General features: G+C 64.7%; 17 protein-coding genes. 4 read left to right on the top strand and 13 right to left on the bottom strand.

What is annotated here, in order from left to right; all coding sequences use genetic code 11:
- Positions 1 to 104: 104 nt before the first annotated feature.
- The 4 genes from AC07Y9_RS25995 to AC07Y9_RS25980 form a co-directional block, all read right to left on the bottom strand.
- Positions 105 to 1,418 (bottom strand): NAD(P)/FAD-dependent oxidoreductase, encoded by a 1,314-nt coding sequence (locus AC07Y9_RS25995; RefSeq protein ID WP_102680619.1) that lies wholly within the window; start codon positions 1,416 to 1,418, stop codon positions 105 to 107.
- Between the two features lie 57 nt (positions 1,419 to 1,475).
- On the bottom strand, positions 1,476 to 2,840 hold the full coding sequence (locus AC07Y9_RS25990; protein ID WP_102680620.1) for a glutamine synthetase family protein: 1,365 nt from the start codon (positions 2,838 to 2,840) through the stop codon (positions 1,476 to 1,478).
- Positions 2,841 to 3,320: 480 nt separating this feature from the next.
- Positions 3,321 to 3,980: a methyltransferase family protein gene (locus AC07Y9_RS25985; RefSeq protein ID WP_087088103.1), complete on the bottom strand. Its 660-nt coding sequence runs from the start codon at positions 3,978 to 3,980 to the stop codon at positions 3,321 to 3,323.
- A 141-nt stretch (positions 3,981 to 4,121) separates the two neighbouring features.
- Complete coding sequence (locus AC07Y9_RS25980; RefSeq protein ID WP_053260645.1) at positions 4,122 to 5,024, bottom strand: LysR family transcriptional regulator; 903 nt, start codon at positions 5,022 to 5,024, stop codon at positions 4,122 to 4,124.
- Positions 5,025 to 5,200: 176 nt separating this feature from the next.
- Here AC07Y9_RS25980 and AC07Y9_RS25975 point away from each other — a divergent pair, with 176 nt between their 5' ends.
- Entirely contained in the window at positions 5,201 to 5,845 is a 645-nt protein-coding gene (locus AC07Y9_RS25975; protein WP_007925013.1) for a hydrolase, read from the top strand.
- Between the two features lie 143 nt (positions 5,846 to 5,988).
- Here the strand turns inward: AC07Y9_RS25975 and AC07Y9_RS25970 are convergent, their stop codons facing one another.
- On the bottom strand, positions 5,989 to 6,318 hold the full coding sequence (locus AC07Y9_RS25970) for a hypothetical protein (protein ID WP_009043285.1): 330 nt from the start codon (positions 6,316 to 6,318) through the stop codon (positions 5,989 to 5,991).
- A 569-nt stretch (positions 6,319 to 6,887) separates the two neighbouring features.
- Here AC07Y9_RS25970 and AC07Y9_RS25965 point away from each other — a divergent pair.
- Positions 6,888 to 9,248 (top strand): DNA polymerase II, encoded by a 2,361-nt coding sequence (locus AC07Y9_RS25965; RefSeq protein ID WP_173679810.1) that lies wholly within the window; start codon positions 6,888 to 6,890, stop codon positions 9,246 to 9,248.
- A gap of 181 nt (positions 9,249 to 9,429) precedes the next feature.
- Here AC07Y9_RS25965 and AC07Y9_RS25960 read toward each other — a convergent pair whose 3' ends face one another.
- Positions 9,430 to 9,726: a hypothetical protein gene (locus tag AC07Y9_RS25960; RefSeq protein WP_102681065.1), complete on the bottom strand. Its 297-nt coding sequence runs from the start codon at positions 9,724 to 9,726 to the stop codon at positions 9,430 to 9,432.
- 278 nt (positions 9,727 to 10,004) lie between these two features.
- On the opposite strand from AC07Y9_RS25960, the gene AC07Y9_RS25955 reads away from it, so the two are divergent.
- On the top strand, positions 10,005 to 11,438 hold the full coding sequence (locus AC07Y9_RS25955; protein ID WP_007925022.1) for a serralysin family metalloprotease: 1,434 nt from the start codon (positions 10,005 to 10,007) through the stop codon (positions 11,436 to 11,438).
- 120 nt (positions 11,439 to 11,558) lie between these two features.
- Here the strand turns inward: AC07Y9_RS25955 and AC07Y9_RS25950 are convergent, their stop codons facing one another.
- Positions 11,559 to 13,181: an MFS transporter gene (locus tag AC07Y9_RS25950; RefSeq protein WP_102681064.1), complete on the bottom strand. Its 1,623-nt coding sequence runs from the start codon at positions 13,179 to 13,181 to the stop codon at positions 11,559 to 11,561.
- A 205-nt stretch (positions 13,182 to 13,386) separates the two neighbouring features.
- Positions 13,387 to 15,033: a GMC family oxidoreductase gene (locus AC07Y9_RS25945; protein WP_102681063.1), complete on the bottom strand. Its 1,647-nt coding sequence runs from the start codon at positions 15,031 to 15,033 to the stop codon at positions 13,387 to 13,389.
- A gap of 133 nt (positions 15,034 to 15,166) precedes the next feature.
- Between AC07Y9_RS25945 and AC07Y9_RS25940 the strand changes: the two genes are divergently transcribed.
- The gene (locus AC07Y9_RS25940) at positions 15,167 to 16,060 is read left to right on the top strand and encodes a LysR family transcriptional regulator (RefSeq protein WP_007925029.1); all 894 of its coding nucleotides are present in this window, start codon (positions 15,167 to 15,169) and stop codon (positions 16,058 to 16,060) included.
- 183 nt (positions 16,061 to 16,243) lie between these two features.
- On the opposite strand, the gene AC07Y9_RS25935 is transcribed toward AC07Y9_RS25940, so the two are convergent.
- The 5 genes from AC07Y9_RS25935 to AC07Y9_RS25915 form a co-directional block, all read right to left on the bottom strand.
- Entirely contained in the window at positions 16,244 to 18,121 is a 1,878-nt protein-coding gene (locus tag AC07Y9_RS25935) for a DUF3857 domain-containing transglutaminase family protein (RefSeq protein ID WP_102681062.1), read from the bottom strand.
- Between the two features lie 373 nt (positions 18,122 to 18,494).
- The gene (locus tag AC07Y9_RS25930) at positions 18,495 to 18,890 is read right to left on the bottom strand and encodes a YybH family protein (RefSeq protein WP_102681061.1); all 396 of its coding nucleotides are present in this window, start codon (positions 18,888 to 18,890) and stop codon (positions 18,495 to 18,497) included.
- A gap of 17 nt (positions 18,891 to 18,907) precedes the next feature.
- Positions 18,908 to 20,008, bottom strand: a complete 1,101-nt coding sequence (locus AC07Y9_RS25925; RefSeq protein WP_102681060.1) for a DNA alkylation repair protein — start codon at positions 20,006 to 20,008, stop codon at positions 18,908 to 18,910.
- A 137-nt stretch (positions 20,009 to 20,145) separates the two neighbouring features.
- Entirely contained in the window at positions 20,146 to 21,969 is a 1,824-nt protein-coding gene (locus tag AC07Y9_RS25920; RefSeq protein ID WP_102681059.1) for a monovalent cation:proton antiporter-2 (CPA2) family protein, read from the bottom strand.
- Positions 21,970 to 22,189: 220 nt separating this feature from the next.
- Positions 22,190 to 23,080 carry a LysR family transcriptional regulator gene (locus AC07Y9_RS25915; RefSeq protein ID WP_009043295.1) on the bottom strand — a complete coding sequence of 297 codons (891 nt, stop codon included), beginning with the start codon at positions 23,078 to 23,080 and terminating at the stop codon, positions 22,190 to 22,192.
- Positions 23,081 to 23,187: the final 107 nt, after the last annotated feature.

Raw genomic sequence — 23,187 nt, 5'->3', positions numbered from 1 at the left:
GTCGCGGATTGCTTCTGTAGGAGCCAGGCTTGCCGGCGATAGCGGTCTCAAGGGCGCTATCGCGAGCAAGCTTCGCTCCTACGGATATGAGGAAGGCTGGGGCCTCAACGCAACCGTTCGAGCATCTGGTAGTACCACATGCCCGCCGCCAGCATCGGATTGCCCAGCTGGTCGCCGAAGGGCACGCGGATGTGCCGGCAGGCGGCGAAGGTGTCGTAGTGCTCAAGGTGGCCGGTGATGGCCTGGGCCATGATCTCGCCCATGATGTGGCTGGTGGCGATGCCGTGGCCGGAGTAGCCCTGGCAATACCAGACGTTGTCCGAGAGCTTGCCCAGCTGCGGGATGCGGTTGATCACGATGCCCATGGCGCAGCTCCACTGGAAGTCGATGGCCACGCCCTTGAGCGCCGGGAAGGTGCGTTCGATGCAGGGGCGCAGTTCGCCAGCGATGTCCCGCGAATCCTTGCCGCTGTAGTTGGCGCCGCCGCCGAACAGCAGGCGGCCGTCGGCGGTCATGCGGTAATAGTCGAGCACGAAGCGGCAGTCGTAGACCGCCAGGTCCTGGGGGTTGAGGCGCTTGGCCAGGTCGCCCAGGGGCGCGGTGGTGACGATGCCGCCCATGGCCGGGAAGATCTTGCCCTTGAGCTGTTTGGGCTCCAGCTTGTGGTACACGTCGCCGGCCAGCAGCACCTGCTTGGCGTCGATGCGGCCCTGGGCGGTGATCACCGCCGGGCGCTCGCCGTGGACAATCTGCAGCACTTCGCTGTGTTCGAAGATCAGCGCGCCGAGGCTCTCGGCGGCGCGGGCTTCGCCGATGCACAGGTTCAGCGGATGCAGGTGCAGGTTGCGGGTGTTCTTGATCGCGCCGTGGTACAGCTGGCTTTCCAGCACCTCGCGCACCTGTTGCCGGTCCAGCAGGCTGACCTCGTCGCCCATGCCGCGGCGCACCGCTTCTTCGTAGTCGGCGCGCAGGCCGGCGAGGTGGCTGGGCTTGTAGGCGGCGTGCAGGTGGCCGTGCTTGAGGTCGCAGGCGATGGCGTATTTGTCCACGCGCTGGCGAATGATTTGATGCCCGCGCCAGCGCAACTGCCAGATGAAATCGTCGACTTCGTCGCCCAGGGTACGGCGCATCTGCTTGCGCATGGCCTCGTCGCCGGACAGGCTGCCGGTGACCTGGCCGCCGTTGCGCCCGGTGGCGCCCCAGCCGATCTTGTGGCTCTCGACTATGGCCACTTTCAGGCCTTTTTCCGCCAGTTCCACGGCGCTGGCGACGCCGGTGAAACCGCCGCCGATGATCACCACGTCGACCTGATGAGTGCCTTGCAGAGTCGGGTAATGGGTTTCCTGATTCAGGGTGGCGCTGTAATACGAAGGGCAGCGTTCGGCTGCCGGTGTGACCGGATTGAGTGCGGCTGTCATGGGCTGTTCTCGAATTTTTGTTGGGGCCGGGCCGGCGCCGTGACGCCGGCCAGCACGTCACGCCTGGGTCAGGTACCAGCGCCAGTCCTGCTCGCCGACTTCGGCCATGAACTGGCGGTATTCGGCGCGCTTGACCGCCAGGTAGACCCCAAGGAATTCGCTGCCCAGGGCGTCGCGGGCCCAGGTGGAGTTTTCCAGGGCGGTCAGCGAGGTCAGCCAGTCGGTGGGCAGCAGTTCGCTGGCCTGGGCATAGCCGTTGCCTTGCACCGGATCGCCCGGATCGAGCTGCTCACGCAGGCCGCGATGGACCCCGGCGAGAATCGCCGCCGCTGCCAGGTAGGGGTTGGCGTCGGCGCCGCAGATGCGGTGCTCGATATGCCGGCTGTTGGCCGGACCGCCCGGCACCCGCAGGCTCACGGTGCGGTTGTCGACGCCCCAGGTCGGCGCCAGTGGCGCGTAGCTGTTGGCCTGGAAGCGGCGGTAGGAGTTGGCGTTGGGGCAGAACAGCAGCAGCGAGTCGAGCAGCGACGCGAGCATGCCGCCCACCGCCTGGCGCAGCAGCGGGGTGCCGGCCGGGTCTTCGGCGGCGAACAGGTTGTGGCCCTCGGCGTCGGCGATGCTCACGTGCATGTGCATACCGGTGCCCGCCAGGTCATCGAAGGGCTTGGCCATGAAGGTCGCCTGCATTCCGTGCCGGTGGGCCACCGCCTTGACCAGGCGTTTGTAGCGCACCGCCTGATCCATGGCCTCCAGGGCGTCGCCGTGTTCCAGGGTGATTTCCACCTGGCCCGGGGCGTATTCGGAGATCGCCGTGCGCGCCGGGATGCCTTGCAGCTTGCAGGCGGCGTAGAGGTCGGCGAGGAAGGGTTCGATCTGCTCCAGTTCGCGCAGGCCATAGACCTGGGTGTGCCGTGGCCGGCCGCCGTCGGCGTCCAGTGCCGGTTGCGGGCGGCCGTTGCCGTCGCGCTTGGCGTCCAGCAGGTAGAACTCCAGTTCGCAGGCCATCACCGGGTAATAACCCTCGGCCTTGAGTTGGTCGATGACCTTGATCAGCAGGTGGCGCGGGTCGGCGATGCTGGCCGGCAGGCCTTCCTGCGGGTGCATGCTGACCTGCACCGCGGCGGTGGGGATCTGCCGCCACGGCAGGTGCACCAGGCTGCCGGCCAAGGGGTAGGCGCGGCAGTCGATATCGCCGACGTCCCAGACCAGCCCGGAGTTTTCCACATCGTCGCCCTGCAGGGTCAGGCCGAGGATGGTGCTGGGCAGCGGCCGGCCGCTTTCATAGACCGCCAGCAGTTCCTCGCGGTGCAACAGCTTGCCGCGCGGCACGCCGTTGGCGTCGAGGATGAACAGCTCGATCATGTCGATATCGGGGTTGGCGGCCAGGAAGCTACGGGCCTCGTCAAGGGCTGCAAATTTCATGGTTCTCTCGCTTGCGCCATGGCGGCGCGCAGGTTCGGTTCATGCAGCGGCGCCGGCAGGGCCCGGTTGCAATGGCAGATAGCAAGGCGGCAAGGCTCGACGCGCAAAGGCGCGCGTTCAGAGCGAAAGCGAGAGGTCCGGAGGGCGCGAGGAATGACGCAGGCGGGAGCGGCACAGGGCCATGGGCAGGTTGACCAGCAGTTTCATCGCCGGGCCCCGGGGTTGCCGTGGAGATCGCCGTGGGTGCGTTGCGTTGTTGCCGTTCCAATGCCGATGCCGAAGCGGCTGCACGGGGCAGCAGCGCGGGTCTGGCTGGGCGGGCGGCAACACAAAGCGTTCATCGGCCGGCGGATCTCGTCAAGAATTCACGAACATTTCGTGCAAGTGAGGTTCACCGTTTTACCGGGACTGGTCCTCGCTGCCAAGGGGCGCGTCACAAAATATTTAACACCGCTCCCGGCAGCACGGCGGAAAAAAACCTCAGTAAACCCACGGCACCAGGCGCCAGGTGTAGGCGCAGTAAGTGTCGTATTGCTTGCCGAATTCTTTGCGCAGCAAGGCTTCTTCTGCGTGGATGCGGGCAATCAGCGGGATCAGCATCAAGGCGGTCAGCAGCAGGCCGACCCCGGAGCGGAAGGCCAGGGCCCAGCCCACACAATTGATCAGCAGCCCCAGGTAACTCGGGTTGCGCAGGGTGCCGTAGATACCAGTGGTCACCAACTGGTGGCCGGGCTGGATCGCCACCAGGCCACTGAAGCGCTTGCCCAGCACGAACACCGGCCACAGCCGCAATATGCCGCCGCCGATAAAGAACACCACGCCGAACCAGCGCACGTCGGCACTACCAAAGGTCCAGAAATGCAGGCGGTCGGTGTAGGCGGGGAGAAAGGCCAGCAACAGTCCGAGAATGCCGAAGGCGACGAGGACCCAGCGGTTTTCCCGGTCTTCCTGTTTGCCGGGGCTCAGGTTGCCTTCGCTGAACTGGGCAACAAAGGCCATGGCCAGCAGGGACAGGGTGATGACCCACAGCGCCGGGTGGGAGAAGAACGCCACCGGTCCGCCCATGCCGAGGATGGCCAGGCCGAGGTAGGCGAGGGTAGCGATCAGGCTGAGCGCCGCGAGTTGGGGAGAGTTACGCATGATGGCCCCTCACGAATGCCGAGGTGTATGCCTTCAGTGTAGGTCCATCGTCGCCACATCCCGCGCCGCCCGGCCTCTGTAGGTGCGAGGCTTGCCCGCGAAGCACTGTGGCTGATGCACTGCGTCGTTTGCATCGCGTGCCTACGGCAGCACGGGCGCTTTGTCGGCCAGTTGGGCGACCAGGAACTCGATAAAGGCCCGGGTCTTCTGCGGCACACGCCGGGCGGACGGGTACACCGCGTGGATGCTGATCGGCGGCGCCTGCCATTCGCACAGCACGGGCACCAGGCGGCCGGCGGCCAGGGCGTCGGCGACGATGAAGTCGGGCAGCAGGGCGATGCCCATGCCGGCCTCGGCAGCCTGGGCCAGCAGGTCGCCGTTGTTGGCGTGCAGCGGGCCGGTGACATGGACGCGCTGGGTGTCCTTGCCGTTGCTCAACTGCAGGCTGACCCCGCTTTGCAGGTAGCCGTAGTTCAGGCACTGGTGGGCGGTCAGGTCGCGGGGCGTCTGCGGGGTGCCGGCGCGCTTCAGGTAATCCGGCGAGGCCACCATGATCCGCGGGGCCGGGGCCAGCAGCTTGGCGACCATCGACGAGTCGGCCAGGCTGGCGATGCGGATGGTCACATCGAAACCGCCGCGCACCGGGTCCACTTGCTGGTCGCTGAGCACCAGCTGCAATTCGATGTTCGGGTGCTGCTCATGAAACAGCGGCACCAGCGGCCCGAGGCGACGCAGGCCGAAGGACATCGGCGCGTTGACCCGCAGCACCCCGCGCAATTCGCCGATGCCGTCCCGCGCCCGCTGTTCGGCCTCGTCCACGGCGGCCAGGACTTCCCGCGCCGACTCGTAGTACTCGGCGCCGGCTTCGGTCAGGTGCAGGCTGCGGGTGGTGCGGTGCAGCAACTGCACGCCGATGGCTTCCTCCAGCGCCTGGATCTGTTTGCTGACTTTCGAGCGCGGCACGTCCATGGCCCGGGCCGCGGCGGCGAAGCCGTTGGCGTCGACCGTGACGACAAACGCGCGCATGCATTCGATGCGATCCATGACTGTCCCTTTTTTAGAATCAATGATTCTCGATTTTAGGGAATTGTTGCTTTTTATTCCAACCCCTAAATTAGCCACCAAGCCGGCCGCACAGCCTCCCGCAGCGGAACCCGCGCCGAGCTCCCGAATTGTGCAACTCAACGCTTGAACCCACTCGACAGCAAAAGGAACGCGCCATGTCTATCCGTGAACTGCTCAACCCAAGCAACTCCGCCCTGATCCTGATCGACCACCAGCCGCAGATGTCCTTCGGCGTGCAGTCGATCGACCGCCAGACCCTGAAGAACAACACCGTGGGCCTGGCCAAGGCGGCGAAGATCTTCAACGTGCCGACCATTTTCACTTCGGTGGAAACCGAGAGCTTCAGCGGCTACATCTGGCCGGAACTGCTCAGTGTGTTCCCGGATCACCAGCCGATCGAGCGCACCTCGATGAACTCCTGGGAAGACAAGAAACTGGTGGAAGCGGTGAAGGCCACCGGGCGCAAGAAGCTGATCATGGCCGCGCTGTGGACCGAGGTCTGCCTGAACTTCCCGGCCCTGGAAGCCCTGGCCGAAGGCTACGAGGTGTACATCGTCACCGACGCTTCCGGCGGCACCACCCAGGAAGCCCATGACATGTCGGTGCAGCGCATGATCCAGGCCGGCGCGGTGCCGGTGACCTGGCAGCAAGTGCTGCTCGAGTTCCAGCGCGACTGGGCGCACAAGGACACCTACGACGCGGTGATGGACCTGGTGCGCGAGCACAGCGGCGCCTACGGCATGGGTGTGGACTACGCCTACACCATGGTGCACAAGGCGCCGCAACGTCAGGTCAAGTAAGGCTGCCGCCAAGGGTAACGCGGTTTAGCAGAAACACCGCGTCATCCAACTAACTGGCAAGTTGCAATAAAAAAGGGACGCTCTTATTGGAGCGTCCCTTTTTATTTAATGGATCAACGGTTAGCGACAACGACAAGTTGCACTTAGCAGAACCGGTCAATCACCCGAACTTCCGACTTGTTCTGCAGCGATTGCCATTCATTCTTCAGGGTATCGAATACCCGTCCGATGAAGTCCCTGTCGGCGGCGGCCTTCTTGCCGACGTAGCCCTGGCCACGGCGGTACATTTTCAGGCGGGCCAGCAGGTCCTGGTTGTTCTTGTCGAACTCTTCTTCATGGGCGTGGGGCGACAGGCAGTCGATATGGACCTGGCCAGACTTGGCAATCCACAGGATATGGCTGTCATGGCTGTCTTTCTGTGCCGCGAACAGATGAGACAGTTCATCAATAGTAGGTTGATTGTTCAGATTCATTTGTAAGCCCCTTGACCATTTCGATCTATCTAGTTGAGTCGCTAATTGATATCGCTACATCGGTAAGTTGAACCCTGATACCGGAAACAGGGCGACAGAGGGTGTCTGTCGGATACAGATAAGGCCCAGAGCCTGATGCGTGTAGTCGTCTTGATTAACTGCTACGCAATAGCGTCACAACGAAGAGAAGCAGCGTAAACCTGGATCAAGCTGCCGAAGTTTTCAGTTTCGGCCACAAGCATCTTGAGGAGTTTTCGCCAGCTTCCCGCCCTTTGTACTGGACGTTCATGCCAGGTCAGTTTCATCAATCTGCCTTGTGGGCAGTACACATCCGGGTTAACAGCTCGGCGGTCAGACGAGCTTGCTCATAACACCTTTGCCACGTCTCCCGATCGGGGAGACGCCTGCATCATGCAAGGGCAAATTCGCCTCGTCAACGGTTTTGTAGTGAAAATTTTCAAGCACTACATATTGTCCGACAAAACCTTTCGGCACATGAGCGGAACGGGCTATCGCGACCGAGGACAGGTAGAATCGAGGCCTTGAAACAGGTGCTTGAGGTTGCAGTGGTGGATTTACAGCAGGGCTTCGTCCTGACCCGGCATTGGCGTGACACGCCGGCAGGCACGGAAGTCGAGTTCTGGTTGGCGACCGATGCCGGGCCGCGCCAGATCCGCTTGCCGGTGCAGACCTCCGTGGCCTTCATTCCCGCCGAACAGCAGGAACAGGCCCGGCGCCTGCTGGCCGACGATCGCGATGTGCAATTGCGCCCCCTGGACCTGTGCGACTTCCAGCACCGCCCGGTGCTCGGCCTGTACTGCCCGCAGCACAATCAATTGATCCGCCTCGACAAGACCCTGCGCCGCGCCGGGGTCGAGGTGCTCGAGGCCGATGTGCGGCCGCCCGAGCGCTACCTGATGGAGCGTTTCATCACCGCGCCGGTGTGGTTTGGCGGCACCCAGGGCGAGGGCGGGGTACTGCTGGAGGCGCAGATGAAACCGGCGCCGGACTACCGGCCGGCGTTGAAGCTGGTGTCGCTGGATATCGAGACCAGCGAGACCGGCGAGCTGTATTCCATCGCTCTGGAAGGCTGCGGGCAGCGCCAGGTGTACATGCTCGGCCGCGCTCGCGAGGACGACAGCGCGGTGGATTTCGACCTGGAGTTCTGCGCCAGCCGCGAGCAGTTGCTCGAACGCCTCAACCAGTGGCTGGCGCGGCACGATCCGGATGCGATCATCGGCTGGAACCTGGTGCAGTTCGATCTGCGGGTGCTGCACGAGCACGCGCGGCGCCTGGCGGTGCCCTTGCGCCTGGGGCGCGGCGGCGAAGAGATGCAGTGGCGCGAACACGGCAGCCGTACCCATTATTTCGCTGCGGCCGCCGGGCGCCTGATCATCGACGGCATCGAGGCCCTGCGCTCGGCGACCTGGAGCTTCCCGTCGTTCAGCCTGGAAAACGTCGCCCAGACCCTGCTTGGCGAAGGCAAGTCGATCGACAACCCTTACCAGCGCATGGACGAAATCAACCGCATGTTCGCCGAGGACAAGCCCGCCCTGGCGCGTTACAACCTCAAGGACTGCGAGCTGGTGACGCGGATTTTCGCCAAGACCGAGCTGCTCACCTTTCTTCTCGAACGGGCCACCGTCACCGGGCTGCCGGCCGACCGCAACGGCGGCTCGGTGGCGGCCTTCACCCACCTGTACATGCCGCTGATGCACCGCCAGGGTTTCGTCGCGCCGAACCTGGGCGAGAAGCCGCCGCAAGCCAGCCCCGGCGGCTTTGTCATGGACTCGCGGCCCGGTCTCTACGAGTCGGTGCTGGTGCTGGACTACAAGAGCCTGTACCCGTCGATCATCCGCAGCTTCCTGATCGATCCGGTGGGGCTGGTGGAAGGCTTGCGCCACCCAACGGACGAGCAATCGGTGCCGGGCTTTCGCGGCGCGCGGTTTTCCCGCACCCGGCATTGCCTGCCCTCGATCGTCGCCCGGGTCGCCGAGAGCCGCGAAGTGGCGAAACGCGAACACAACGCGCCGCTGTCCCAGGCGCTGAAGATCATCATGAACGCCTTCTACGGTGTGCTCGGTTCCAGCGGCTGCCGCTTCTTCGATCCGCGCCTGGCGTCGTCGATCACTATGCGCGGCCACGAAATCATGCGCCGCACCCGCCAACTGATCGAGGCGCAGGGGCACAAGGTGATCTACGGCGACACCGACTCGACCTTCGTCTGGCTCGGCAGCGCCCACGCCGAGGCGGACGCCACGCGCATCGGCCGCGCGCTGGTGGCGCACGTCAACCAGTGGTGGCGCGATCACCTGCGCGATGAGTACGGCCTGGAAAGCGCCCTGGAGCTGCAATTCGAAACCCACTTCTGCCGCTTCCTGATGCCGACCATTCGTGGCGCGGAGGAGGGCAGCAAGAAGCGCTACGCCGGCCTGGTGACCCGCGCCGACGGCACCCAGGACATGGTCTACAAGGGCCTGGAAGCGGTGCGCACCGACTGGTCGCCGCTGGCACAGCAGTTCCAGCAGGAGCTGTACCAGCGGATCTTCCACCGCCAGCCGTACCAGGACTATGTGCGCGACTACGTGCGGCGCACCCTGGCCGGCGAACTGGACGAGCAACTGGTGTACCGCAAGCGCCTGCGCCGCCAACTGGACGATTACGAACGCAACGTGCCGCCCCATGTGCGCGCCGCGCGCCTGGCCGACGAATACAACCAGCGGCAGGGCCGGCCCCAGCGCTATCAGAACGGTGGCTGGATCAGCTACGTGATCACCCTGGCCGGTCCCGAACCCCTGGAAAACCGTACCGCGGCCATCGATTACGATCACTACGTGACCCGCCAATTGCAGCCGGTGGCGGATGCCATCCTGCCGTTCGTGCAGGACGACTTCAGCACCCTGGTGGGTGGGCAGATGGGGTTGTTCTAGGAGGCGTCTCGTCGTAGCCGCTGCCGAGCACGCGAGGCTGCGATCGGCAGCGCAGCGGCCGCAGCAGGGGCATCGCGGTTACCCTGACTCAATGCATTCTCAGGTTTTGCGCCTGCTGCGTCGGAATGCCGCCCAAGTCGTTCGCAGCCTCGCGTGCTCGGCAGCGGCTACAGGGAAGGGCTCAGTCGTCGACCGAGGTGCAAATGCCGCTGGCACCCTGTTTGCCGCTGTAGGTCACGACCACCGAGTCGTCGTCCTCCACGCTGATGTCCACCGTGATGCCCGAGCCCTTGGCCTCGAAATAACGCTCGTTGACGGTCTTGGTCTGGGCCTCTTTGCCGTTGATGAACACCGGTCCCCCTTCCTCCGCGCTGACCGGAATATTGCCCGGACAGTCGACGTTGAACAGCGGGATGCCTTCGGCGTGGGCGGCACTGGCAATGATCGACAGGGCGCAGCTCAGGAGGATTTTTTTCATTGTGGACTCCTTCGGGAAACAGGCAGAAGCACGAGTGTGGCAGTGGTTCCATTAGCGCTGAAGCTTAGCGTATGGCACGCCGGGGCAGGGGCTGGGTAGCGATTTTAATGAGGCGCAAAGTCGCCCGGGCATATTGTCGGACAATAAAAATCGTGGACGCCACGCCAGGGTCTGTGTCAGTTTTTCCCCGCCTTGAATAGGGCGAGTGATAGGACGATCTCGCTAACAGGTCGCCGTGGTCTATCGGAAATTTTCAGCGTTGAACAAGGACGTAAATGATGTCAAAAGCCAAAGAAAATGCCGGTTTTTCGGCAGCTCCGGGCAGCGATGCCTACCAACTGATCACTGCCTTCAGCCATGCCTATGACCGTGGTGGCGCGGAGCTGGTGAATGGCAAGCCGTCGTACACCGCGGACCAGGCCGCCGAGCAGATCCTGCGCAAGGGCCTGTCCTGGCACGACCAGAACGGCGACGGCAAGGTCGAGCTCAGCTACAGCTTCCTCACCAGCAAGCCGGCCAACTACAACCCGAACCTGGGCAGCTTCAGCGAGTTCAGCGCCTTGCAGAAAGCCCAGGCGTTCCTGGCCCTGCAATCCTGGTCGGACGTGGCCAATGTGCGCTTCAACGAAGCCGCGAGCGGCGGCGACGGGCACCTGAGTTTCGGCAACTACAGCGTCAGCACCGGTGGCGCGGCCTTCGCCTACCTGCCTTCGGGCGGCAGCTATGACGGCCAGTCCTGGTACCTGATCAACGATCAGTACCGGGTCAACGAAACCCCGGGCAACGGCAACTATGGCCGCCAGACCCTGACCCACGAAATCGGCCACAGCCTGGGCCTGTCCCATCCGGGCACCTACAACGCCGGCAACGGCAACCCGACCTACAACGATGCCACCTACGCCCAGGACACGCGCGGCTACAGCCTGATGAGCTACTGGAGCGAGAGCAACACCGGGCAGGACTTCAGTAAGGACGGCGGTGGCGCCTACGCCTCGGCGCCGCTGATGGACGATATCGTCGCGGTGCAGAAACTCTACGGCGCCAACCACGAGACCCGCGCCGACGACACCGTGTACGGCTTCAACTCCAACACCGGGCGCGACTTCTACAGCGCCAGCTCATCTGCCTCCAAGCTGGTGTTCTCGGTGTGGGACGGCGGCGGCAACGACACCCTGGACTTCTCCGGCTTCACCCAGAACCAGAAGATCAACCTCAACGAGGGCTCGTTCTCCGACGTCGGCGGCCTGGTGGGCAACGTATCCGTGGCCCATGGTGTGACCCTGGAAAATGCCATCGGTGGTGCGGGCAACGACCTGCTGATCGGCAACGCCGCGGCCAACATCCTCGAAGGCGGTGCCGGCAACGACATCCTCTACGGTGGCGGCGGTCGCGACACGCTATGGGGCGGGGCGGGGGCGGACACCTTCGTGTTCGGCGCGGCATCCGATTCGACCTTCGACGAGCCCGACTGGATCATGGATTTCACCAGTGGCCAGGACAAGATCGACCTCAGCGGCCTGGCGCCGTTCGCCTCGGGGCAGGCGACCCTGAACTTCGTCAGCGGCTTCACCGGCCATGCCGGCGACGCGATCCTGACCTACTACGCCGAGACCGACCAGACCAGCCTGCTGGTCGACCTCACCGGTCTGGGCGCGGTGGACTTCGCCGTGGGCACCGTTGGCCAGGCGGCGACCACCGATATCGTGGCCTGATCGACAACAACGGAAGCGGCGCGCCATGGCGCGCCGTTTTTTTTGCCAGGTGCCCTTGGCTGACGCCTTGGGCCCCAAGGCCTGCAACCCTGCTTGGGGCGCTACCGTCAGCCGGGCTTTTCAGTTCTTGTCGATATCGACGTTGCGGGTCTCGCGCAGGCAGATCAGGCCGACGAGCAGGCTGACCCCGGTGATCACCACTGGGTACCACAGGCCGTAGAAGATATCGCCGGTGTACACCACCAGGGCGAAGGACACGGTGGGCAGGAAGCCGCCGAACCAGCCGTTGCCGATGTGGTAGGGCAGGGACATGGAGGTGTAGCGGATGCGGGTCGGGAACAGCTCGACCATCAGCGCCGCCAGCGGGCCGTAGCACATGGCGGCGATCAGGATCAGCGCGACGATCAGCACCACCACCATGGTTTTGTTGACGTTCTGGGTGTCGGCCTGTTGCGGGTAGCCGGCCAGGGTCACGGCACCGCGCAGGGCCGCTTCGTCGAAACCGTCGATCTGCACGTCGCCGACGCTGACCTGCACCGGGCTGCCGGCGGGCGCGGCGACGCTGGTGTAGGGCAGGCCCTGCTTGACCAGGAAGGTCTTGACCTTGTCGCACGGGCTGTCGAAACGCGCCTTGCCCACCGGGTCGAACTGGAAGGTACAGGTGGCGGGGTCGGCCAGCACGCTGATCGGCGCCTGGCGGCTGGCCTGGTCGATGGCCGGGTTGGCGTAGTGGGCCAGGGACTTGAAGATCGGGAAGTACAGCGCGGTGGCCAACAGCAGGCCGACCATCAGCACCGGCTTGCGGCCGATCTTGTCCGACAGCCAGCCGAAGAAGATGAAGAACGGCGCGCCGATCACCACGCTGATGATCAGCAGCATATTGGCCAGGGCCGGGTCCATCTTGAGGAACTGGGTGAGGAAAAACAGCACGTAGAACTGCGCGGCGTAGAAGGTCACCGCCTGCCCGGCGTTGATGCTGAACAGGGCGATCAGCACCACCTTGAGGTTTTCCCATTTGCCGAAGGACTCGCGGATCGGCGCCTTGCTGGCGCGGCCTTCTTCTTTCATCTTCAGGAAGGCCGGCGACTCGTGCAGGCTCAGGCGGATCCAGGTGGAAATGCCCAGCAGCACGATCGACAGCAGGAACGGCAGGCGCCAGCCCCAGACTTCGAACTGATCGCCGGTGAAGTAGCGGCAGCCCAGCACCACCAGCAGCGACAGCAGCAGGCCGAGGGTCGCGGTGGACTGGATCCAGCTGGTATGGAAACCGCGCTTGCCCTGGGGGGCGTGCTCGGCGACGTAGGTCGCGGCGCCACCGTATTCACCGCCCAGGGCCAGGCCCTGGAGCATGCGCAGGGCGACCAGGATGATCGGCGCGGCGATGCCGATGCTCGAGTAGGTCGGCAGCAGGCCCACGGCGAAGGTCGCCAGGCCCATGAGGACGATGGTGGCGAGGAAGGTGTACTTGCGCCCGATCATGTCCCCCAGGCGGCCGAACACCAGCGCGCCGAAGGGCCGCACCACGAAGCCGGCGGCGAATGCCATCAGGGCGAAGATAAAGGCGGTGGTGTCGTTGACCCCGGCGAAGAACTGCTTGCTGATGACCGCCGCGAGGGCGCCGTAGAGGAAAAAGTCGTACCACTCGAACACCGTCCCCAGGGACGAGGCGAAGATGACTTTCTGGCTTTCCTGGCTGGTGGGCGCGGCGACCGCCGTGTCCATCGATTGAGCATGTTCCGACATATCGATATCCCTCACAGTGATTGTTTTTGTTGTTCCACTGTCGGCGCCAGCGTGGCGTCGCTATCTGCATCTTGTCGCTGTGCATCTGTAGGTGTAGGAGCGAGCTTGCTCGCGATAATTCCTTGAGCCTTGCACCGCCCTTCAGGTCGTTATCGCCAGCAAGCTGGCTCCTACATGGATCTCATCGTTGCTGCTCCTGTGCGGATCAGGCCGGGGTGACGCTTGGTTTTTCGGCCGCAGGGCTCCTGGTCGAGGTGGCGAGAATCAGCTCGGCGGCCTTCTCGGCGATCATCAGCGTCGGCGAACAGGTATTGCCGGAGGTGATGTACGGCATGATCGAGGCATCGGCGATGCGCAGGCCGGGGATACCATGCACCCGCAGCTCGGCATCGACCACCGCCTCCGGCCCCTGGCCCATGCGGCAGGTGCCCACCGGATGGAAGATGGTGGTGCCGATACGCGCGGCGGCTTCGTGCAGCTGTTCTTCGCTGCGCAACTCGGCCCCGGGCAGGTACTCGGTCGGCTTGAAAGCTTGCAGGGCTGGCGCGGCGACGATGCGCCGGGTCAGGCGAATGGCGTCGGCGGCAACCCGCAGATCCTCCGGGTGGCTCAGGTAGTTGGGCTGGATCAGCGGCGCCGCCTGCGGGTCGGCGGAGCGGATTTGCACCCGGCCACGGCTTTGCGGGCGCAGGTCGCAGACCGACGCGGTAAAGGCCGGGAAGGCGTGCAGCGGTTCGCCGAAGCGCTCCAGCGACAGCGGCTGCACGTGATATTCGAGGTTGGCCGAAGTCTGTTCCGGTCCGGAGCGGGCAAACGCCCCCAGCTGGCTCGGCGCCATGGACAGCGGGCCGCTGCGGTCGTACAGGTAGCGCAGGCCCATGCCCAGCTTGCCCCACAGACTGCCGGCGATCTGGTTCAGGGTGCGGGCGTTTTCCAGTTTGTAGATCAGCCGCAGTTGCAGGTGGTCCTGCAGGTTGCCGCCGACCCCCGGCAGTTCGTGGGCGACGCCTATGCCCAAGCGTTGCAGCAGGGCGGCGGGGCCGATTCCCGAACGCTGCAGGATGCTCGGCGAGCCGATGGAACCGGCGCTGAGGATGATTTCGCGACGCGCCTTGAAGGTCTGCGGCTGGCCCTGGTAGCGGGCGCTGAGCGCCGCCGCGCGGCCGTTTTCCAGGAGCACCCGATCGACCTCGACCCCGGTCAGCACCGTGAGGTTGGGCCGCTGGCGAATCGGCTTGAGGAAGGCCTTGGCGGCATTCCAGCGCACCCCGGCTTTCTGGTTGACTTGGAAGTAACCGCAGCCTTCGTTGTCGCCGCCGTTGAAGTCGTCGACGCTGGCGATGCCGCTCTGTTCGGCGGCGCTGCGGAAGGCATCGAGGATCGGCCACGACAGGCGTTGGCGCTCGACCCGCCATTCGCCGGCGGCGCCATGGAATTGCGAGTCGCCGGCAAAGTGGTTTTCGCTTTTGCGAAACAGCGGCAGCACATCCTGCCAGTTCCAGCCGGGGTTGCCGGCGGCGGCCCAGCGCTGATAGTCGCCGGCCTGGCCGCGCATGTAGATCATGCCGTTGATCGACGAGCAGCCGCCCAGCACCTTGCCGCGCGGGTAGCTCAGGCTGCGGCCTTGCAGGCCGGGTTCGGCTTCGGTCTTGAAGCACCAGTCGGTGCGCGGGTTGCCGATGCAGAACAGGTAGCCGACGGGGATGTGGATCCAGGGGTAGTTGTCGCGGCCTCCGGCTTCCAGCAGCAGGACGCGGTGGGCCGGGTTGGCGGACAGCCGATTGGCCAGCAGGCACCCGGCGGGACCGGCACCGACCACTATGTAGTCGTAGGGATCAAAGGCAGGCAGCATCCATGACCTCGTTTTATCGTTCTTGTTGCGGCTCATCCTAGTTGTTAGCTTTCGTTAAAAGAATGTTAGTTTTTGCTCAGCCGCTGTGCGTTTTTAAACAGCGGCTTCCCCCCGGCATCTGCGAGGAAGAGTCATGTTCGACTGGAACGACCTGCGGTTTTTTCTCGAGCTGCAACGCAGCGGCCGCCTGCTGACCGCGGCCCAGCGGTTGAAGACCACCCACGCCACGGTGGCCCGGCATATCGAGGCGATCGAGAAAAGCCTGGGCACCGCGCTGTTCGTCCAGCATGCCCAGGGCTATGAATTGACGCCGGCCGGGGAGGCCTTGCTCAAGCACGCCGAAGCCATGGAGAACGTGGCCTTGCTGGCCCAGGAGGAAATCACCCAGTCCACGGCGCCCCTGGGCAAGATCCGCGTGGGCGTCACCGAGGGCCTGGGCATCATGTTTCTCGCCAGCCGCATGCGCGGCCTGTTCGAGCGTTATCCGGGGCTGGAGGTGGAGCTGGTGGCGGTGCCGCGTTTTGTCAGCATCCTCAACCGCGAGGCGGAAATCAGCATCCACCTGGAGCGGCCCAACGCTGACATGCTGGTGACCCGCAAGCTCACCGACTACCGCCTGGCCCTGTACGCCAGCCAGGATTACCTGGACCGCGCACCGCCCTTGCGCAGCCGCGAGGACCTGGGGCGGCATGCCTGGATCGGCTATGTCGACGACCTGCTGTTCAGCCAGGAGCTGATCTTCCTCACCAGCTTCTGCCGCAACCCTCAGGTGGTGTTCCACAGCACCAGCGTGATCGCCCAGCAACAGGCCGCGCGCTCCGGCCTGGGGATTGCCGTGCTGCCGTGCTACATGGCCGCCGGCGATCCGCAGCTGGTGCCCTTGCTGCCCAGCGAGAGCATCCAGCGCGCCTACTGGATCAGCACCCGCCGCGAGCTGCACAAGTCCGTGCGCCTGCGGGTGGTGTGGGATTACGTGGTCGAGCTGTGCGCGGCCGAGCAGGGCTTGCTGCTCGCCGAGCCGGCCTGATCGCAGCAAACACTGGCGTGCCTTTGTAGGAGCGAGCTTGCTCGCGATGGCCGCGAGAACGACGCGTTCATCCAGGCGATAGGCGTCATCGTTGACGTTTATCGCGAGCAAGCTGCGCTCCTACATGGACTGCGCCGAACTTGCAGGAGCCCAGCTTGCTGGCGGTGCAGGCGCCGCTGTGGCTCAGGCTTTCTTTGTGCCCTTGAGCTGGACCAGTTGCCGCGTTTGCTCGGCGCACGCCTTGGCCTGGCTGACCATGGCGTCGAACGGCGCGCTGACGATATCGTCATGGCTCAGCCAGCGTTTTTTCTGGCTCAGGCGGTAGTGATAGCGGTACTCGCCCTTGACCCGTTCGCTGCTCAGGTCCATGTCGAACCAGGGCGAGCGCACGTTGCAGGCCTTGATGTCCTTGTCCAGCCGGGCACCGGAGAGGGTGAAGGTGTAGCGCAGGGTGTTGGCGTCGCCGATGTACAGGTCCGCCAACTGGCCGTTGCGGCGGTAGTTGACCAGGAAGTCCCAGTCGCCCTCCAGGGCCGGGGCCTTGTAGAAGTAGTTGCCGGAGATGTTTTCCAGGGGCTTGAGGTCGGTCAGGGAGGCCTTGATCCGGTAGGTCGCGGGCGCGACGAAGGCGGTCGGCTCGCGGCTGATCTGGCAGTCGCGCAGTTCCCGGGTGAAACGCTCGCACAGGCCCTGGTCGTTGCTGGCGATACCGTTCTGGTTGTCGGAGACCATCAGCCGCATCAGCTCCATATGGCTGAACTCGATACGCGCGTTGACCCGGGCCTGGCCGTTGCTGTCGAAGTGCTCCTGCTTGTCCAGCACGAGGCTGGTGTCCGGGGTTTCCAGGGGGATGTAGTCCTTGCGCACCTGGCCCTTGGCGTCGCTGACAAAGGCCCAGCGCTCCTGGATGTCGGGCATGCTGCGGCCCGGGTCGAACACCGGGTTGGTCGGGTCCAGCCACCACACTTTGCCATCGACCTCGGCCCGCACGATGGCGTGGTTCGGCGCGTGGGTGCCGGGGATCAACAGCGGCGCGACGACGTTCTCGCGGCTGACCCAGGCCGTCTCGGCCTTGATCCCGCTGGCCTTGAGCATGGCGGCCAGGAGCACTGCCAGGTCCTTGCAGTCGCCATAGCCGCGCTGCTCGATCTGCTTGAGCTCGAAGGGCAGGTAACCGCGCTCGGTGGCGCGCCAGTCGCCCAGGTAGCGGTAGTTGTCGTTGATGTGCTGCATCAGCCCGGCCACTTTCCGGGCTGGCGGCAGGTCGCGCAGGCCGGCCACGGCCTTGGCGCTGGCCGGCGGCAGGGGCGCGGCGAGGATCTGCTGGTAGCGCTGGGCCAGGGGGCCGAAGTAGTCCTGCACCTCGGTGCTGCTGCCCAGCTCGACCCGCGGCACCCGCTGGATAAAGCCGATCGAGGGTTCATTGATGTAGTTGAGGAAGACCGGCGCCTTCTGCTCGATGGTCAGTTTTTTGCGGTCGCTGCTGGCGGTAAAACGGTAGTCGTCCATCTGCTCGCTGCGCCAGACGATCGGGCGCGTGGCGCGGTAGGTGATCTTGAAGCTGTCCTGGCGCACCGGCTTGGGACCGAACTGCAGCACCGAGTGGAACTGCCCCAGCAGCGGTTTGGCCGCGTAGTGCTGCTGCACGGTGTAGCTGAGCCGGGTGCCGACCCGCAGGTTGGGGAAGGCCAGGGACGTCTGTTTCTCGCGCAGGAAACCCTGTTCCGGATTCGGCGCGGTGCGCGTATCGATCTGCGCCGGCGCCAGCGCCACGGGCTTGCCGCCCGGCTGGGTGAATTCGGCCTTGCGCAGTTCGAAGCTGTCGGTTTCGGCATAGCTGAAGTCGATGCGCGAAAGCATGTCCCGGCCCGCCGGGGTGAGGATGGTGTAGTGCTGGCTGGTGGTGCAGTCGCTGCTGTGGTCGGCGTTGAACTGGCATTCCATTTCGGAATCGGCGGCCAGGGCGGCTTCCGATTGCGGTTGATAGGCAGCAAAGGCTTGCCAGGAGAGCAGTCCGAGACCGGCGCAGATCAGGGGACGGTAAAGCGGAAAACGGTACATGAGCGCCTCGGGTGAATCATTGAAATCAGCCACGTCGCACCGGTCGAATCACCTGTGCCAGGGGCGTGGCTGGCGGGGGAGGCGCCAAATGATAATTTATCGCAATACGGATTTATACCATTGTCTGACAATTTGTCTTGGCTGAAAGGTCCGAGATAGAGCGGTTTCTTTGGATTGGTCGAGATTGTTGGACGGCTGGGGAGGGTGTCCGCAGTGCTGGGATTTTTCCTCGAAATAGCGTTTTGTCCCCGTAGATATGGCGCAACGCCATATCTGCGGGCTGAACAGTTCCAGGCGGCTTTCCGTTGTTTCTGCAAGAAGTGGCTTGGCTGATTTTGAGAAACAATTTGTTACGAGATCGCCGCCCGCTGGCTCAGTCGTCGAGCAGGTCGGTGCCGTAGGAATTGTCGATCACACAGCGCCAGCCATCCGCCGGCTCATGGCGAAAAACATAAGTGGCGCGCCGTTCGAGGGTGCTGGCGATGCCGTCCCGATCCAGGGTGTCGAGCAGGGTATGCATGATCACCAGTGCAGTGCCGGCGCCTTCGATGACCTGCATCGCGCCTTGCCGGACCACCATGCTGTGGTTGAAGTGCTCGGCGATGGCCACGAAGGCCCGGCGGATCTGTTCCTTGCCCCGGGCTTCCAGGCCCGGCTTGACCACCAGCGTGGCGTCCTCGGCGTAGAAATCCATCAGGCTGTCGAAGTCTTCGGCGGTGATGGCGCGGTCGGCGGCTTCGATCAGAATTTTCAGCGGATGGGCCGGCATGTTCGCTCCTTGCGGTTTCAGTTATGGATATCGAACGCCGTGCTGCCCAGGCGTTCGCCGTTGACCAGGATATGCAGCTCATGGCGCCCGGGATAGTGACGGCGGGTGCTCAGTTCGCGGATGTGCTGGGCGCGGCCAAGTTGCTCCCGGGCCTTGGCCGGCAGGGTGAAGGCCTTGAGCTTGAACACCTTGGCGCGGGTGCCGCCCGAAGCCTTGACGTAGTCGATGGCGTAATCCACCACCAGGCGCTGGCTGGCGTCGGCAGTGGACTCCAGGGCAAAGGACAGGTTGATCCGTTCGCCCAGGCGAATCACCGCCGGCTCGACCCGCAGGCCATGCAACTTCACCTGCGGCACATGGCCGGCGCCGACGATCGCCAGCGCCCGGCGATGGCCCTGCTTGATCAGGCTGCGCAGGGCGTGGCGGGCGATCCAGGCGGTGTGCGGGTGGTCCAGCGGCCAGCCTTCGAGCAACCCCAGCAGCCAGTCGGGGTGGTCCTTGCTGATGTCGTTGAGGTGGTTGGCCACCGACTTGCGCACGTACAGGCTGGGGTCGGCCTTGAGGCATTCGAGGATAGGCACAGCCAGGGTCGGGTCGGCCTGGATCCGTTCCAGGCGGAACGACCAGGGCAGGCGCGAGCGGCTGCCTTCGCTGGCCAGGCGGCGCACATGCTCGTTGTCGTCCCGGGCCCAGTCCTGCAGCACCGCCAGGGTGCGCGACAGGTCGCTGGCGAGGAACGGGCGGATGGCGAATTCCGAGGAGCCGAAGGCGGTGAAATACTTGAGCGCCGCCATCGAGCGCTCGAAGGCATGGCCGCCATAACTGGCCACGTAGTGCGGCAGGAACATGCAGACGAAGCGGCTGTCCAGGCGCGGCGCGAGATCGTACAGCCGTGCGAGGTTGGCATCGTAGTCCGCCGGCAGCACCGCGTGCAGGCTCTCGCTGACCCGCGCCAGGCGCTGCATCACCGACAACTCGGCGAGGCCCTTGTTCGCGTGGTCGAGAAAGCCGCGGTGGTCGAACGCCGGGTACACCGCGAGCATTTCTTCAGCGATGTGTTCCAGGCGTTCGGCGTTGAAGATTTCCTTGAGGGCAGGGGTGTTGCTGGTGGCGGTCATCGGCGTATCCATTCGGGACGGGGCGCCGGGCACTGTAGCGCAGCGAGCTGACAGATTGTGTCAGGAGCGCCCCGGCAAGCCCCGCTTCTGTAGGAGCGAGGCTTGCCCGCGAAAGGCCGCAGCGCGCGGCCCGAGGTTCAGCGCGGCGCCGGCAACACGCCTTCGGCCTGCTCGTCCTCGGCGTCCGCCTCGAACAGCCGCGCCAGCTCGGCCCGGGCTTCCTGGGCCGATTGCAGGATCTTGGCGTGGTCGTCGTAGATCGCGTGCTGGGCTTCGAGCACCTGTTCGTCGTGGGCGGTGAAGCGCTTGATCCGCGAGTCGGCCTGGGCGTGGGTCAGGCCCAGGCCGATCAGCGCCTTGCGGCTCATTTCCAGGCTGGAGTAGTAGGTTTCCCGCACCGCTTCGGCCCCCAGGTCCACCAGCTTGTGCACGTGCTGGCGGTTACGGGCGCGGGCGATGATCTTGATGTGCGGGTAGAGCTTGCGCACCACCGCCGCGGTGTTGATGTTGGTCTGCGGGTCGTCGGTGGCGATCACGAAGTACTCCGCCTCGCCGACCTTGGCCGCCTTGAGGATCTCCGCGCGCATCGGGTCGCCGTAGAACACCGGCATGCCGCCGAAGCTGCGGGTCAGCTCGATGGTGTCGACCGAGGTGTCGAGGGCCACGAAGGGGATGTTCTGCGCCCGCAGGATCCGCGCGACGATCTGGCCCATCCGGCCCATGCCGGCGATCACCACCCGTGGCGCGTCGGTTTCGATCTCACGGTATTCGGCGGGCATCTCCACGGGCTTGGCCTTGGGCTGCAAGAAGCGCGCGCAGGCCAGGAGCAGCAGCGGGGTCACGGCCATGGACAGGGTGATGGTCAGCACCAGCAGGTCATACAGGCGCGCCTCGAACAGGCCCTGGTCGCGGCCGATCTTGAACACCACGAAGGCGAATTCGCCGCCGGCCGCCAGCACCACGCCCAGGCGCACCGCGCTCAAGCGCCCCAGGCCACCGGCCAGGCGCCCGACCACGAACAACAGCGGCAACTTGATGGCGATCAGCAGCAGGGTCAGGCCCAGCACCGCGATCGGCGCGCTGAACAGCAGGCCGATATTGGCGCCCATGCCGACGCTGATGAAAAACAGCCCCAGCAGCAGGCCCTTGAAGGGTTCGATCTGCGCTTCCAGTTCGTGGCGATATTCCGAGTCCGCCAGCAGCAGGCCGGCGAGGAAGGCGCCGAGGGCCATGGACACGCCAACCATGTCCATCAGCCAGGCGGTGCCGATCACCACCAGCAAGGCAGTGGCGGTGGACACTTCCGGCAGGCCGGTGCGCGCCACCACCCGGAACACCGGGCGCAACAGGTAGCGCCCGCCGATCACCACCACGGCGATGCTGCCCAGCACTTGCAGGCCATGGCGCAGGTCTTCGGCGCTGCTGGTGTTGTGGTCGGCCCCGGCCAATACCGGGACCATGGCGATCAACGGAATCGCCGCGATGTCCTGGAACAGCAGGATGGCGAACGCCAGGCGCCCGTGGGGGCTGGTCAGCTCCTTGCGTTCGGCCAGGCTTTGCAGGCCGAAGGCGGTGGACGACAACGCCAGGCCCAGGCCCAGCACGATCGCGCTGTTGAGCGGCTGGCCAAACAGGAACAGGGCCACGCAGCCGATCACCACCCCGGTCAGCAGCACCTGGGCCAGGCCGACGCCGAACACCGCTTTGCGCATCACCCACAAGCGCCGTGGCGACAGCTCCAGGCCGATGATGAACAGCAGCAACACCACGCCCAGCTCCGACACATGGCTGATGCTCTGCGGGTTGCCCACCAGCCCCAGCACCGCCGGGCCGATGATCACTCCGGCCAGCAGATAACCGAGCACGGCTCCCAGTTGCAGGCGCTTGGCCAGGGGAACGGTCAGCACCGCCGCGAACAGGAACACGACAGCGGCTTGCAACAGGTTGCCTTCATGGGGCATGGGCTTACTCCTGGGAAAACGGGTATTGGGTGGTGCGCGGAAAACAACGGCTGCGCCTCAGGCAACCGTTTGGCCCGCAGGTTCCATGGGGGGATGGCTGTGCAGCATAAAGTCTGGGGCTGGCGCAGTCAGCCGTTAATGGCCGATACGCCGCAGGTTGTCAGGCGCAGGTTGCAGGCGTTCGTGCTCTTCGATACTGGCGTGCCTGCACCATCGACCGTCAATGCGGCCATTGCTCGAGCAGGATCGACACGAACTTTTCCGCGGCCGGCGACAGCGAGGCGCCGCGCCGGTAGACCAGGCCCAGGGTGCGGTTGACCACCGGTTCGCTCAGCGGAATGCTCACCAGGGTCGGATGGTCGGCCGCGGGCATGGCCAGGCTGGGCATGGCCGACACCCCGAGCCCGGCCTCGACCATGCCCAGTGAGGTGGACAGGTGCTGCACCTCGTAGAACCACTGGGGACGCCAGCTCAGGCCGGACAGGGCGTGGTCCAGCAGCATCCGGTTGCCGCTCAGGCGGCCGACGCCGATCAGTCGGTAATCGCTGAGTTCCGACCAGGTGACCGAGGCCTTTTTCGCCAGTTCATGGTCACGCCGGCACGCCAGTACGAAAGGTTCGTTGACCAGGGGCACGAACTCGATGTCCGGGTGCTGCCCGCTCATCATGTTGATGCCGAAATCCGCTTCGCCGCGCAGCACGGCTTCCAGCCCTTCATTGGCGCTGAGGTCGAGCAGGCGGATACGGATTTTCGGATAGCGCTCGTTGTAGAGACGGATCACCGACGGCAGGAAGTAGAAGGCCGCGGTGGGAATGCAGGCCAGGGTCACCTGGCCGATCTGCCGTTCCGCCAGTTCGCGGATATTGAGGATCGAGTCGTCGAAGTCATCCAGCAGGCGCCGGGCCTTGGGCAGGAAGTCCCGGCCGACGCTGGTCAGGCTGACCTTGCGCGTGGTGCGGTCGAGCAGGGCGGTGCCCAGGCCTTCCTCCAGCTTCTTGATCCGGCGGCTCAGGGCCGGCTGGGACAAGTGCAGGGCATCGGCCGCCTCGTGGAAACTTCCAAGTTCGGCGATTTTCACGAAGGATCTTATGTCCTGGAGCTCATATTCCATGTTTTTCGTCTCAAGCGGGGGCGGGAAGGCAGGCGCTGTTCACCTTAAATTTTTCATGTGTGAAACGCAATAATCGCTACGATCTTTGCATTGGAAACATGATTTAT

The organism is Pseudomonas sp. GW456-L12, assembly GCF_059424045.1.
Note: the sequence above shows the minus strand (reverse complement) of the source record. Positions and strands in the feature narration are given on the sequence as shown.

Bases quoted from the DNA above. Each gene is read 5' to 3' on its own strand.
- AC07Y9_RS25995 (WP_102680619.1), bottom strand. From the start codon at position 1,418: ATGACAGCCGCACTCAATCCGGTCACACCGGCAGCCGAACGCTGCCCT.
- AC07Y9_RS25990 (WP_102680620.1), bottom strand. From the start codon at position 2,840: ATGAAATTTGCAGCCCTTGACGAGGCCCGTAGCTTCCTGGCCGCCAAC.
- AC07Y9_RS25985 (WP_087088103.1), bottom strand. From the start codon at position 3,980: ATGCGTAACTCTCCCCAACTCGCGGCGCTCAGCCTGATCGCTACCCTC.
- AC07Y9_RS25980 (WP_053260645.1), bottom strand. From the start codon at position 5,024: ATGGATCGCATCGAATGCATGCGCGCGTTTGTCGTCACGGTCGACGCC.
- AC07Y9_RS25975 (WP_007925013.1), top strand. From the start codon at position 5,201: ATGTCTATCCGTGAACTGCTCAACCCAAGCAACTCCGCCCTGATCCTG.
- AC07Y9_RS25970 (WP_009043285.1), bottom strand. From the start codon at position 6,318: ATGAATCTGAACAATCAACCTACTATTGATGAACTGTCTCATCTGTTC.
- AC07Y9_RS25960 (WP_102681065.1), bottom strand. From the start codon at position 9,726: ATGAAAAAAATCCTCCTGAGCTGCGCCCTGTCGATCATTGCCAGTGCC.
- AC07Y9_RS25955 (WP_007925022.1), top strand. From the start codon at position 10,005: ATGTCAAAAGCCAAAGAAAATGCCGGTTTTTCGGCAGCTCCGGGCAGC.
- AC07Y9_RS25950 (WP_102681064.1), bottom strand. From the start codon at position 13,181: ATGTCGGAACATGCTCAATCGATGGACACGGCGGTCGCCGCGCCCACC.
- AC07Y9_RS25945 (WP_102681063.1), bottom strand. From the start codon at position 15,033: ATGCTGCCTGCCTTTGATCCCTACGACTACATAGTGGTCGGTGCCGGT.
- AC07Y9_RS25940 (WP_007925029.1), top strand. From the start codon at position 15,167: ATGTTCGACTGGAACGACCTGCGGTTTTTTCTCGAGCTGCAACGCAGC.
- AC07Y9_RS25935 (WP_102681062.1), bottom strand. From the start codon at position 18,121: ATGTACCGTTTTCCGCTTTACCGTCCCCTGATCTGCGCCGGTCTCGGA.
- AC07Y9_RS25930 (WP_102681061.1), bottom strand. From the start codon at position 18,890: ATGCCGGCCCATCCGCTGAAAATTCTGATCGAAGCCGCCGACCGCGCC.
- AC07Y9_RS25925 (WP_102681060.1), bottom strand. From the start codon at position 20,008: ATGACCGCCACCAGCAACACCCCTGCCCTCAAGGAAATCTTCAACGCC.
- AC07Y9_RS25920 (WP_102681059.1), bottom strand. From the start codon at position 21,969: ATGCCCCATGAAGGCAACCTGTTGCAAGCCGCTGTCGTGTTCCTGTTC.
- AC07Y9_RS25915 (WP_009043295.1), bottom strand. From the start codon at position 23,080: ATGGAATATGAGCTCCAGGACATAAGATCCTTCGTGAAAATCGCCGAA.